Below are 11,865 nucleotides of genomic sequence, written 5' to 3' on the forward strand. Positions count from 1 at the left end.
GGTCGAAAACAGAACGTCAGGAAATGAGGTAAACTCGATGCATGGTTTAGCAGTTTACTTAGGATCGCCGTGCCCTCGTTTCATCCCCTTGCGCGACGTTGGACGTCTCGGACGACGACCGTAATAGGCCGAGACCCCCGCGTCCTGATCGTTGACGACAACCGTAACGCAGCCGACGCACTAGCTGCATACCTTGCGCTCTGTGAGCTCGAAGTAAAACCCGTGTACGGCGGCGGCGCCGCGGTCGCGGCCGCAGGCGACTGGCAGCCAGACGTCGTGCTTCTCGATATCTCGATGCCGCAGATCGACGGTTTTCAGGTCGCGAGGATCCTCCGAAACGATTCTCGAACGGCTGAGACAATCATCGTTGCGTTGACGGCGCACGACGATGACTTTGTTCGGCGAAAAGCTTCCGAAACAGACTTCGACGCCTATTGCCAGAAGGGTCAGTTGCTCCAACCGTTGATGATGCTTCTTGCAAGGCTCACGCGTGATGTGCCCTCAGTGCACGCCGTAAAGGCCAGTTAGCCGTCGCCAGCGCTCAGACGGGACGACCGTCCGGGGGTTTCCCGTTCCCACGTCGCTGACAGATATCGAAGTCGAACTTGATTCCGCCTTTGAGCCGGCGGGAAAGGCACTACACTTATATCCGCGGGAACTCAACGCTCGCCCGACCGCACGCCATGCGTTGCGTCCGACAGCATGGTATTGAGGCACGGAGTGAAAAAGATTCTGTTTGTCGACGACTCAAAGGATACCGCCGATGCGCTGTGCGCTTTCGGGTCAGCACTTGGGCGCACATGCGCCGTCGCCTATAACGGTGAATCTGCAGTAAGTCAGGCCGCAGAAGACACCTACGATATAGTTTTTCTGGATCTTATGCTGCCGGATACAGATGGCATCGCTGTGTGCCTGGAGATCCGAAAAGGCCGTTCACAGTCGGCCCGCATCATCGCGCTTACCGGAAGTAATGAGCTCATCGACAAAGAGCGGCGATGCATTGATGCCTGGCTTCTAGAGCCCCCGCGTATGGACGAACTCGAGCAGTTGCTCTTGTAGACTTGCGACAGTTCGCTATACCATTCGCAACCGATAGGCCGAACGCCGGGAGCTGCCGAGATGCAGGTAGCGTCCGTCTGAGCCCAGACAGCTGGCTGCCGGGCGAAAGGGCAGCCCTCCCAGGTCCGTCACACCCGTCCCCGCCTCTCGGCAGGCGCCTCGCCTTGCTTCATCTTCGAGGAACTCATCGTCCGTCTCTGCGGCCTTATCTTATGACAGGTCGGTTCGGAAACAGGGCACGGTGGGCCGTCGACGGACTGGTGCTTCGGTGGCGTCGCCTGCGATCGTCCAACACTGCTAAGAAAGCTTTTTATTGCTTTAGGCAGCGGACAACTTGGACGACGAAGACGCGATACGCCTGTCGAGCTTTTGGACCGCCGCGATCACTATCCCCAGGCGGGTTTCGCGAAGCTGGCGGTCATGCTCGTTGATGATCTGCCTGAGCGATGTCAATAGCGCTTCGGAGAATTCCCACGTGGCATCCTTCTCGCCGCTGTGAAGGATCGACAAGACCTCGTCTTCGACTTGGCGAATGAAGCCCAGCTCGAGCAAACCATGCCCAGCTTCCGTGATAAATCCGGTCAATAGGGTGGCCTGCACCACTCCTAGCACATCGCGCCGCGAAGCTTTCCCGTGAAGCACTGCTTCGAACGCGAGGCGAGACTGAAGTCCCATCTCTTCCGCGTCCTTTTGAGGCATCGGTAACAGCATAACCTTTGAGCGCAGCTGCGAGTGTCCTGCACGGCTTCCCGGTTTTCGCTTTGACGACGACATTGCTCAAATTCCCAATCTGGTTTCCTAAACGGCAAACGCGAGGCGCGGATGAAGCGAGCAGGACAGGCTGCTACGTCCCCGTTGAGTTGAAAACAATCGCCAACGCCTCACGTCGTGGAGCAACACTTGCTACCATTATCGCAAGGTCTTACGCCATTTCACCCGCCGTTTTTGAAGAACGCTTTAAGGAAGACTTCGTAAGGGGTTGACGATGCTAGTGACGACCGCTCTTTTGCTGCTTCTTGGCATCTGGCTCGCGGCTTTTTTGCTCGATCGTGGCAGCGATAAAAAAATGTGGGAGATGTGGGAGCGCGAATTGAATGAGGCGCGAACAGATCCGCAGTCGCCCGAGATCTCGGCCGAAAAGAGCCAAACGAAGAATGGCTGATCGATGCGGCTCGACGGGGGCTCGCCGCAGACCGGCGCAACGGCCGGGACGTCTGTCAGGCAGTAAATAAGGAGCCGACGGTTGACGCCGCCGTCGCGTTGCAGCGTTCCGCGGAGCTCAAGTCTGTCTTGGTCTGGACGATAAACGGAGAAAGACCGTTTGCCGACACTGGTGCTTCCCCCGGTGACCTCGGACATCACGTTAACCAGTGCGGCGCAGCGTAAGAAGCCTACTTTCCGGCGCTGCATTACGGTCAGGGGACGAACTAGTGCGAATAGTGGGGAAACTGCTGGGATCCCGGATGTTCAATTTTTCTAAACCGTCCAGCCTCCCGCGCGGGGAGTCGGTCATATGCCGTTAATGGCCAACCCTGGAGGATCAGTGGAAAAGCAAGACAGAAACCTTCTGTGGCGGGCGGGCAGTTTTGCACAATATGCGTTATCAGCGCCGCATGCAATCGTCCTCGGTGGGACGATCATTGCGCTGCTGCTAGTTGGCCTGTGCGCAACTGTACTCTACGAAAGCCGTCAGGACGCGCTCGACCGAGCCCGCGAAACCTCGCGCAATCTTGGTCTCGTGGCCGAGCGTGATATCAAACGCAATTTCGAACTCTATGACCTCTCGTTGCAAGCGGTGATTCAGGGGCTGCAACGACCCGACGTGATGGCCGCACCTCCCGCGTTGCGGCGCGGTGTGCTGTTCGACCATGCGATGACGGCCCAATTCCTTGGCTCCATGCTTGTGATGGACGCAGCCGGCAATGTAATCCTGGATTCGATCAACGATCTGCCGCGCAAAGGGAATTTTGCCGATCGCGCCTACTTCACAGTGCATCGGGACCACCCGGACGTCGGGCTGTATGTCAGCGATCCGTTCGCGTCCCGGCTTCGCGGCGGCACACCCAGCATCGCGCTCACTCGTCGGATCTCAAACCCGGATGGCTCGTTTGGCGGCATCGTGGTAATCGCAATCAACCTCGACTATTTCCACCAGCTGTTCGCCGGTCTGAAGTTGGGTCCGCATGGCTCGATGTCCCTGATCAGCAAGGACGGCATTATGATCATGCGCCAGCCATTCGACATGCGTATTATTGGCCGCAACATTAGCCAGGCCGCAACTTTTCGACGGTTCCGTAGTGCGCCCGAGGGCTCGTTTTCTGAGACGGCGTCAATCGACGGCGTGCGACGGCTCTACTATTTCAAGAACCTTCCCGACGTGCCGCTGATCATCATGGTGGCCGAGGCGGAACAGGATATTTATGCCGCGTGGCGCACTCGCGCGCTGGTCATCGGTTCACTAACGGGGGCACTCGGCCTGGGCTTGGTCCTGCTATCAATTCTGCTCAGTTTGCAGCTGCGACGCCGGATGCGCGCGGAGTCGCAACTGCAGATGCTCGCAAGAACAGACGGTCTGACGGGTCTCAACAATCGCCGTACGCTCGGCGAGATCCTTGAGCAGGAGTGGCGCCGGGCGCGTCGAACGCGCAGCACATTTTCCCTGCTGTTCGTCGACATCGACCGGTTTAAGGCATACAACGACACCTATGGCCACCAGGCCGGCGACGATGCGCTCGCCGCCGTCGCCCAGTGCATCAGCGGCAACCTGCGACGGCCCACGGACACAGCTGCCCGTTACGGCGGCGAGGAATTCGTCGTCGTCCTGCCCGACACACCGCGGACCGGCGCCGTGCAGATCGCCGAGAGGATCCGCGTAGCCATCAGCGAACTTGCGATCGAGCACGCCGGCAGCGAATATGGGCGCGTCACCGCGAGCATCGGTACTGCGAGCTGGATTCCGGAGCAGGATAGCGACGTTAGTTCCGTCATCCAGGCTGCGGATGAGGCGCTGTACAACGCGAAAACCGCTGGTCGGAACACGGTCGCAGCGTTCGTGCTGTCTTGATAGCGCAATCGGAATGCGCGACTTGAGCGCTGGGACATGCTTCGACTACCGGCCAGCATGCACGCGCTGTTGGGGCACCGTTGTGAGCATCTCCGAGGCACCTTCTTGCGTCGTTCCGAACATCGAAACTCCGTGGAGAACGGCTAAAAACGTTAGGGACGGCACCGCGTAGGAAAGATTCTTAATTCCGCCCGAACTTGTTCGTCTATCTATCGCTCGGTAGTCGTAGGCATCAAAGTTCAGGCGAAAGCAGATCGCCATTTATGATCTCTTCGCCCCGCGCTCGTGCGGCAGCTACGGCTTGCGCTGTCGTCGCAAACGGCCCGATCGTGTCCGAGCCGTCGTAGGGATACAGCAGTCTGCCGTCGGTCTGCCGGACGACTTTCAATTTGCCAAAGAACCCACCTCCGGCCGAGCCGTAGTAAGACGCATAAATCTGGTAATCAGCTGGACTGGAACCGGGGATCGGCGACGCGTTGCGCGCTGGATAGAGAACGAGCTTCGGACGCCGACTGCTACCTTGCTTCATGCGTACGCTCCACGGTTTCCACGGTTTGAATACCTCGATATTCCACCGGCTTGTTACGGCCGGGCGTCACAATCAAGCTCGTCAGGGCGACTCTCAGTTCACGAGCCCGTCTGCGGCGTGACGAGACGATAGGTCGGCTCGTCTTCAGGGCATGGGCACATAGCATGCGTTGTAATGCCTACGACCACGAACGCTTACAAGCAGCGGTTGAAGTCGGTCTTGAACCAACTGCACATAGACTCCATGCGCAAGAAACGAAAGCTCAAGATCCCCGGAGTTGAAAGCCGCCAGGATCTACTGACAGCCAAACGTAATGCGAAAATGGCCCGCTCCACGCATGCTTACGTCCGGGGCAATACGATCCAATTTTATGATTGGCTCGAAAAAGCGGAAATACGTAGCTTGCCCCATGGACCCGCTACCTGGATTTGTGGCGACTGTCATACCGGAAATCTCGGCCCCATCGCCGACGCCAACGGCCGCATTGAAATCCAAATTCGCGATCTGGATCAGACCGTTATTGGCAACCCAGCGCACGACCTTATCCGGCTCGGACTATCGCTTGCGACCGCGGCTCGCGGCTCGGCTCTGCCTGGCGTCAAGACGATCAACATGATTGAGGCGCTGTTCGCCGGCTACGCGGAAGCATTTGATGATCAATCGGCACAGGAAGCGGACGCGGCGAAGAGACCCGAGGTCGCGCGTGTCGTGATGCGTGAGGCGGTACGGCGCTCCTGGAAGCACCTGGCGCGTGAACGGCTTGAGGACATCCAGCCCACCATTCCTTTGGGCGATCGCTTCTGGCCCATCAGCAGCGACGAGCGCGCGCAGATTGAAGCGCTGTTTGAAAAGGACACGATCGCGAGCCTGGCTACAAGCCTACGTGGTCGCCCGAACACGGGCAATGTCACCGTACTGGATGCGGCTTATTGGGTGAAGGGCTGCAGTTCCCTCGGACGACTCCGGTATGCGGTACTACTTGATGTTGATGGGGGCGTCATCGACGGCGATGATTTGTGCCTGATCGACATCAAGGAAGGCGTTAAGGCGGCAGCGCCACGTTATCCCGATGTCGTGATGCCGCGTGACAATGCGGAGCGCGTCGTGGAAGGCGCGCGCAACCTCTCCCCTCACCTGGGCGAGCGGATGAGATCGGCAACCCTGCAAGGCCGCCCCGTCATCCTGCGTGAGCTGTTGCCTCAGGACCTTAAGCTCGAGATCGAGCAAGTCGGGGAAACCGAGGCGATGAGCGTCGCCCGTTATCTTGCCCTCATTGTTGGACGGGCACATGCGCGGCAGATGGACAAGGAAACGCGCCGCAACTGGCTCTCGGAAATGAAACGCACCAGAACGAAATCGATGGATGCGCCTATGTGGCTTTGGAGCAGCATCCTTGAATTAGTCGGGAGTCACGAGGTCGGTTACCTCGAACACTGTCGTCGCTATGCATTGGCAGCAGCTGGCTAACAGACTGTCAGGGTCGCGCTTTCCTCCGAATGCTGCTTGATGACAGTCGGACGTCGCGTATAACGGACGCGACGTGTCACCGTCGGTTCGTCTTATCGCATGCACCCGCCTTGGACTTCGCGATCGGGCAGCACACCCGTTTCTCGCATCCGCTGAATCAGTAGGAAGACGCCTACGAGGGTTAAAGGAAAACGCGGGAAGAGGCCGCTCATCGGGTCGGATATGTATCAAGCATTCCAAACCAATTTGTCGGCAACAAAGTGATTTTCATTTGATAAGCGTCAAGCCGTAGCCGCCGATGACGTTCGGTCGTGTTCTTACCCGCTGCCAGATAGGCACAGAGGTTGCGCATTACGGGAAGCCGCCTGCCTACGCGCGCGCGTTCTCGTCTCTTTTAGGATGATTCCATGAAGCTGCTCACTACTCGCGATGGACTGCCCCGGCTTTCGTGGGGGGCGATCATCGCCGGCGTCATTCTTTCGATGATTGTCTACCTGATTATGAGCGTGCTTGGCACGGCCATTGGCGCATCGCTGCTATCACCGATGTCAAAGCCCGATCCATTGCACGGGTTCGGCTTCGGGTCCGGGGTTTGGGTCATCGTTACTACCGTCCTGGCGGTGTTTGTCGGCTCATCTTACGCAGGCCGCTGTGCGCCAGTGCTTGGATGGCTTCACGGTCTGTTGTCGTGGGCGGTGATGACGCTGCTCGTTGTGTACGGCATGACGTCCCTCATCACCGGCGCGGTCAGCACTGCGGGAAGCGTCGCCGCGACGACCGCACAGGTCAGCGCAACGGCCGCAAATCAATCTGGCACGACCCCGTCCATCGTGGACTCCGCCAAGCAGCAGGTCCAAGCGGCAGTTGCCTCCGCAGCGTCGGCCGCTTCAAGTCCGCAGTCCGAGCAGACGGCGCGCGAAGCGGCGGATAGTGCGGCACGAGGCGTCGCACGAGCGAGCTGGTTCTCTTTCGCCGCGCTCATTGTCGGAGGGATCATCGCCATCGTCTCGGGCGGTGCAGGCTTTCGCCACCAGCCGCCCTTTGAGGAAAGCGGCGGTACGGCAACAGGCGGCAGTTCCCCGCCGGTGCGCAGCCGGGCAGTGCCGGAACGTGGTCGTCTTTGATTGAGCCGCTTTCCGATACCCGGCCACCGTCCGAACGTGTCGCACTTTAGGGGAAACAGATGCCTGACCAAGAGCCGTTCAATGCCGCATCCACGACCGACGCGTCCGACGCAGTGCGCGTGTCGGCGGTCAAGGAAGAGATCGCGGTTGATGTCAAAACAGTTGAAACCGGCGCCGTGCGGGTGCGCAAAGTCGTCCATGAAGAAATGCACGCTGTCCCGCTGCGCGTGCGCAATCAGCAGGTCGAGGTTAAACGCTTTCCGGTGAACCGGCCGGTGGATGAGCGCGAGGAGCCGCGGCGCGCAGGCGACACGCTCATCATCCCGATCTACGAGTACGTTCCCGTCGTACGAATGCAATTGACCTTGAAGGAGGAAGTGCACGTGAAAACGACCGAGGTTCAAGAAGACGTGATCCATCAGGTGCTGACGAACTCTGAAGAGCTTGTAATCGAGCGCCGCGACGGCCGGGACGGTCCGTGGAAGCAGGAACTCGCTGACAAGCCCTGAAAGGAACCGGAACGCTCATTGCGTCGTGCGTTTGCGCAGACTCCCATAAATCGTTTATGCCCGTTTCGGAGAATTAAAATGGTACAGACAGTCATCGGTGTATTTAATTCGTTCGAGGATGCGCAGCGCGCTCAAAGCCGCTTGGAAACAGAAGGCATCGCCCGCGCAGATATGCAAGTACATAGCTCGAATAGCGGCGCCACGCCCGGCCTAAGCGACGATGCGACGACGCGGTCCGTTACGAGTGAGACAGCGGGAGACCGCCCTCACGAAGGAGTCGTTGGCGGCATCGAGCACTTCTTTAAAAGGTTGTTCGGCAGCAGCGACGAGCCTGAAGAAGTCGGTCACTATCATGAAGCAGTTCGACGCGGCGGCGCATTGCTTTCCGTGGACGTCAATGACGAGACAGCCGTCGAGCGCGTGAGGGACGCACTCTATGCCGCGGGCGCGGTTAACATTGACTCGCGTGTCGCGCAGTGGCGCAGCACCGGTTACACCGGCTATGACCGAAACGCACCGGCCTACACTGCCGACGAAATAGCGGCGGAGCGCAAGGCGTTTCCAGTGGTTCAGGAGTCGCTAGAAGTCGGCAAGCGCGAAGTGCAGACAGGCGGCGTCCGTATCTACTCGCGCGTGACGGAGACACCGGTCAGCGAAACCGTCAATCTACGGGAAGAACACGCGACCATCGAGCGCAAGGCCGTGGACCGCCCGGCAACCGCCGCCGATCTCACGGAAGGCTCTGTGGAAATCCGCGAGACACAAGAGCAACCCGTGGTTGCCAAAACTGCGCGGGTGGTCGAAGAGGTCGTGGTGGGTAAGGAAGCCTCGACCAGAACGGAAACCATCAACGATACGGTGCGTGGGACTGAGGTTGACGTGGAAAGAACGGCGGGTTCGGAGGACGGTTCCGTCGTCCCACCGGCCAAGCAGCCTCCTCTTTGAAATAGCTTCGCGATGCGGGAACTTTGGCGCAGTTCCCGCCGTCCGGTTTTCGGCAAAGAATGGGCGCGCTCGCATTGGCTTCGACGAGCGCGGTCCTCAATCCTCACAGGACCAGTTCGACGCAACGTCGCTCTAGTTCTGCTTCATTTTTCCGGTCGCCTTTCCATTCACGCCACTCTTCCCGTCTGGCGCCATTCCTTTCTCTCGTTCTTGCATCAGCGTGGGCCCGCTCGGGCTGCTTGCCCCCGCGGAAGCGCCTCGGCTTGGCTGGTCAGCGGCAGACGCGCCCTGCTGGGCCGCAGGTGTCGGCGCGGTCTGAGTGTTCTGCGCGGCCGCGGTCGCACCTACCGTGAGAAGGAGAGCGCCTAAAAAGTACGAGATCTGATTCATGGCTGTCTCTTTTTTTCAGATGACACTTTCACTGAGCATCTCCCATGCCGTGCCAATACGTGCCGCCGTACCGCAGACGAAGGCGGGGTCGGAATTATTCCGCCCATTCGGCATATTTCCAGACAAGTCCGTGCCCGATATCGCGATAGAAGCGCTGCCGCATCGTGATGGTGCCGGCGCTCTGCATGTTTTGATTCACGCCCGCCTGCAACCCAGCGGTTCGACAGCAGAAGCGATCTCTTGCATCAGGCTCGTCTATTCTGTAGATAGGAGGTGCGAGATGTCGCAATTGTTCGAAATCGCACTGGAACGCCAACCGGGCGGCTGGGTCTGGGCCGCGCTTTTGCATACGGAGGGTTCAACGCTCGTGGTCGGACAGTCTGCCCGAGCGTTTCCCACGGAAGCAGCCGCACGGCACGACGCAGCACGGGCGTTACCCGTCCACTACATTAAATCCCTCGTGCACCCATAGAGGTAAGGGCATACCCGTTGCTAAAAGCTGAACATGACTCTGTTAAACCCCGTCATGTTCTCAATGCCTGGTCTCTGGATCGATCGTTCTTTCGCGAGTGTTTCGCCGCCGGTTGTCGTGCTCATTGTCGACGACGACCCTGCGGGTGCGCAGGCATTAGCCGCGGTGCTTGTCATTGAGGGTTACCGAGCGACGGTCGTAGCTGGGGGCGAGGCCGCTTTCGAGACGCCGGCAGCCTGGACGCCACATGTTGTGATCCTCGACATAGAGATGCCTGCGTGCGACGGGTACGCGGTGGCTTCGGCCATGCGCGGCTCGAGCCGATTTGCGAACACACCCATCATCGCCTATACCTCTCTGCCCGAGGCGGACGTCGTCGACCGTGGCAAGCAAGCACAAATCGACGCCTTTTGTCGGAAAGGTACCTCGATCCGCCCGCTGCTCGATCTCATTGAGCATGTCGCCCCGGTGTTCGGGTAGGTCCCACGGAATACGCGATCAGCTCACCCTTCTCAACTTCTCAACTGCTGCGCGGTGACGATTCACGCTGCGGCGTTCGAAGCCGCAGCATCTTCAAGAGCTCTTCGGCACCTGCCACCGTCACCGGGCGACGGTCTCGAATCTCAGTCGCCCGCCACCACACCAATTTGCACCGACCTCCGCGCCCATTCTGTAGCGCACTTTCCACACAAACGTCCCGAACTCGACTAAACACAAAAGAATGCGACAGCCTGATTCAAGTTCCGTCCCTGCTGTTCGAGGGACTCCGCGGCAGCCGCCGCTTCTTCGACGAGTGCAGCGTTTTGCTGCGTGACTTCGTCCATCTGCGTGATTGCCTGATTCACCTGCTCGATGCCGCGTCCCTGTTCCGCCGACGCCGCCGCGATCTCCTGCATGATGTCCGTCACGCGCGCGACGGCGTGCATGACTGCGGCCATCGTCGTCCCGGCTTCGCCCGCGAGCACGGAGCCGCCGCGCACCTTGTTAGTGGAGTCGGCAATCAGTTCCTTGATTTCCTTCGCCGCCGTCGATGAACGCTGCGCGAGGCTACGCACTTCGCCCGCCACGACCGCGAAGCCTCGGCCCTGCTCGCCCGCCCGCGCGGCCTCGACCGCCGCATTGAGCGCGAGAATGTTCGTCTGAAACGCGATGCCTTCGATGATCCCGGTGATCTCCGCGATTTTGCCCGAGCTTTCGCTGATGCTGTTCATCGTGTCGACGACGCGGCCGACCACATCGCTACCCTTTCTCGCAATCTCCGAAGCGTTCGATGCAAGGGTACTCGCCTGCTGCGCGTTCTCGGCGTTCTGACGCACCGTGGACGTCAGTTCCTCCATGCTCGCCGCCGTCTCCTGAAGCGACGCCGCCTGTTCCTCGGTGCGCTGGCTTAAATCGGTATTGCCGGTCACGAGCTCCTTGGCCGCCCCGCCCACCGCCCCGCTGCTTTCACGCACCCGGCTGACGGTTTCGGTGAGGCGCGCGTTCATCGTAGCGAGCGCCCGTAGAAGGTCGCCGGTTTCGTCCTTCCGCTCGGACACGATGCGGCTCGTCAGATCGCCACGCGCCACCGTCTGCGCGATGCCGACCGCCTCATCAATAGGCGCCGTAATCGAGCGCAAGAGCGCGACGCACGCACCTATCGCGACGAGCGCCGCCACCGCGCACAGGGCGATCAACACGGCGCGCTGCACTCGATAACTGGCTTCGTGCTCGCGCACGATGTCTTCGCGACGCGTGGCCGTGTAGGTCGCGTAGTCGTCAGTGGCCTTCACCAACTGCGCGAGCAGCGGGCGGCATTCATCGTCGAGCGCCTGGACCGCCTCCTCGTGCCTTCCCGCGAGCGCAAGCCCGGCGATCTTCGTCGCGACCGGCCCGTACAGCGCCTCGACGCGCGCCATCTCGGCTGCGAGGCTCTTTGCTTTCTCGCTCGTGTCGGTCGCGGTAGCGAGCATGTCGTGCAGTTGTTTCAGACGCGCCTGCACGTCCTCGTGCGCACGCGTCACCTCAGACTTCTCGAGATCGACGTCGGCCGGCTTGGTGACGAGCACGAGGTTGCGTGCCGCGATCGCGCGACGGTCGACCGCCGCGCGGATCTGACTAGCTACGTCGGCTCGCGCGTTGATGCCGTTCACGTAGTGCGCAAACCCGTTCTTCGCCGTCGACAGCGCGTACAGGGACATGCCGGCTACAAGCGCCGCCAGCATCGTCAAGATGCCAAATCCAACAGTCAGCTTCGCCTTGATGGTTAAGTCTTTTATTGTCACTTTGCTCTCTCAGGTTGTTCAATCGTGATGCTGCCGCCCATG

At 59.9% G+C, this 11,865-nt stretch carries 13 protein-coding genes; 10 read left to right on the top strand and 3 right to left on the bottom strand.

The window, feature by feature from the left end:
- The first annotated feature begins 69 nt into the window (after window positions 1-69).
- Together AWB77_RS21955 and AWB77_RS21960 are read left to right on the top strand one after the other, a co-directional pair.
- Window positions 70-528 carry a response regulator gene (locus AWB77_RS21955; RefSeq protein ID WP_061136530.1) on the top strand — a complete coding sequence of 153 codons (459 nt, stop codon included), beginning with the start codon at window positions 70-72 and terminating at the stop codon, window positions 526-528.
- 192 nt (window positions 529-720) lie between these two features.
- Window positions 721-1,059, top strand: a complete 339-nt coding sequence (locus tag AWB77_RS21960) for a response regulator transcription factor (RefSeq protein ID WP_061136531.1) — start codon at window positions 721-723, stop codon at window positions 1,057-1,059.
- A gap of 318 nt (window positions 1,060-1,377) precedes the next feature.
- Here AWB77_RS21960 and AWB77_RS21965 read toward each other — a convergent pair whose 3' ends face one another.
- Window positions 1,378-1,758, bottom strand: coding sequence for a Fis family transcriptional regulator (locus AWB77_RS21965; RefSeq protein ID WP_157694868.1), 381 nt, complete (start codon window positions 1,756-1,758; stop codon window positions 1,378-1,380).
- A gap of 286 nt (window positions 1,759-2,044) precedes the next feature.
- Here AWB77_RS21965 and AWB77_RS35960 point away from each other — a divergent pair, with 286 nt between their 5' ends.
- Complete coding sequence (locus AWB77_RS35960) at window positions 2,045-2,221, top strand: hypothetical protein (RefSeq protein ID WP_157694869.1); 177 nt, start codon at window positions 2,045-2,047, stop codon at window positions 2,219-2,221.
- A 381-nt stretch (window positions 2,222-2,602) separates the two neighbouring features.
- A complete protein-coding gene (locus AWB77_RS21970) occupies window positions 2,603-4,123 on the top strand; it encodes a sensor domain-containing diguanylate cyclase (RefSeq protein ID WP_244158604.1) in 1,521 nt (506 codons plus the stop codon).
- Window positions 4,124-4,355: 232 nt separating this feature from the next.
- On the opposite strand, the gene AWB77_RS21975 is transcribed toward AWB77_RS21970, so the two are convergent.
- Window positions 4,356-4,652, bottom strand: coding sequence for a DUF6723 family protein (locus AWB77_RS21975; RefSeq protein WP_061136533.1), 297 nt, complete (start codon window positions 4,650-4,652; stop codon window positions 4,356-4,358).
- Window positions 4,653-4,895: 243 nt separating this feature from the next.
- Here AWB77_RS21975 and AWB77_RS21980 point away from each other — a divergent pair, with 243 nt between their 5' ends.
- From AWB77_RS21980 to AWB77_RS22005, 6 genes are all read left to right on the top strand, one after another.
- Window positions 4,896-6,119 carry a DUF2252 domain-containing protein gene (locus AWB77_RS21980; RefSeq protein ID WP_061136595.1) on the top strand — a complete coding sequence of 408 codons (1,224 nt, stop codon included), beginning with the start codon at window positions 4,896-4,898 and terminating at the stop codon, window positions 6,117-6,119.
- Window positions 6,120-6,526: 407 nt separating this feature from the next.
- Complete coding sequence (locus AWB77_RS21985) at window positions 6,527-7,243, top strand: hypothetical protein (RefSeq protein WP_061136534.1); 717 nt, start codon at window positions 6,527-6,529, stop codon at window positions 7,241-7,243.
- A gap of 59 nt (window positions 7,244-7,302) precedes the next feature.
- Window positions 7,303-7,752, top strand: a complete 450-nt coding sequence (locus tag AWB77_RS21990; RefSeq protein ID WP_061136535.1) for a YsnF/AvaK domain-containing protein — start codon at window positions 7,303-7,305, stop codon at window positions 7,750-7,752.
- 78 nt (window positions 7,753-7,830) lie between these two features.
- Window positions 7,831-8,697, top strand: a complete 867-nt coding sequence (locus AWB77_RS21995) for a YsnF/AvaK domain-containing protein (RefSeq protein ID WP_061136536.1) — start codon at window positions 7,831-7,833, stop codon at window positions 8,695-8,697.
- A gap of 388 nt (window positions 8,698-9,085) precedes the next feature.
- A complete protein-coding gene (locus AWB77_RS35965; RefSeq protein WP_157694870.1) occupies window positions 9,086-9,559 on the top strand; it encodes a hypothetical protein in 474 nt (157 codons plus the stop codon).
- A gap of 33 nt (window positions 9,560-9,592) precedes the next feature.
- Window positions 9,593-10,039, top strand: coding sequence for a response regulator (locus tag AWB77_RS22005; RefSeq protein ID WP_082852714.1), 447 nt, complete (start codon window positions 9,593-9,595; stop codon window positions 10,037-10,039).
- Between the two features lie 227 nt (window positions 10,040-10,266).
- On the opposite strand, the gene AWB77_RS22010 is transcribed toward AWB77_RS22005, so the two are convergent.
- Window positions 10,267-11,823: a methyl-accepting chemotaxis protein gene (locus AWB77_RS22010; protein ID WP_074168930.1), complete on the bottom strand. Its 1,557-nt coding sequence runs from the start codon at window positions 11,821-11,823 to the stop codon at window positions 10,267-10,269.
- Between the last annotated feature and the right edge of the window lie 42 nt (window positions 11,824-11,865).

This window comes from Caballeronia fortuita (assembly GCF_001544835.2).
Classification (GTDB): Bacteria; Pseudomonadota; Gammaproteobacteria; order Burkholderiales; family Burkholderiaceae; genus Caballeronia; species Caballeronia fortuita.

What these genes read in the sequence shown, in the direction of transcription:
- AWB77_RS21965 (WP_157694868.1), bottom strand. Translation starts at nt 1,758, where the DNA reads ATGCCTCAAAAGGACGCGGAAGAGATGGGACTTCAGTCTCGCCTCGCG.
- AWB77_RS35960 (WP_157694869.1), top strand. Translation starts at nt 2,045, where the DNA reads ATGCTAGTGACGACCGCTCTTTTGCTGCTTCTTGGCATCTGGCTCGCG.
- AWB77_RS21975 (WP_061136533.1), bottom strand. Translation starts at nt 4,652, where the DNA reads ATGAAGCAAGGTAGCAGTCGGCGTCCGAAGCTCGTTCTCTATCCAGCG.
- AWB77_RS21980 (WP_061136595.1), top strand. Translation starts at nt 4,896, where the DNA reads ATGCGCAAGAAACGAAAGCTCAAGATCCCCGGAGTTGAAAGCCGCCAG.
- AWB77_RS21985 (WP_061136534.1), top strand. Translation starts at nt 6,527, where the DNA reads ATGAAGCTGCTCACTACTCGCGATGGACTGCCCCGGCTTTCGTGGGGG.
- AWB77_RS21990 (WP_061136535.1), top strand. Translation starts at nt 7,303, where the DNA reads ATGCCTGACCAAGAGCCGTTCAATGCCGCATCCACGACCGACGCGTCC.
- AWB77_RS21995 (WP_061136536.1), top strand. Translation starts at nt 7,831, where the DNA reads ATGGTACAGACAGTCATCGGTGTATTTAATTCGTTCGAGGATGCGCAG.
- AWB77_RS35965 (WP_157694870.1), top strand. Translation starts at nt 9,086, where the DNA reads ATGGCTGTCTCTTTTTTTCAGATGACACTTTCACTGAGCATCTCCCAT.
- AWB77_RS22005 (WP_082852714.1), top strand. Translation starts at nt 9,593, where the DNA reads ATGACTCTGTTAAACCCCGTCATGTTCTCAATGCCTGGTCTCTGGATC.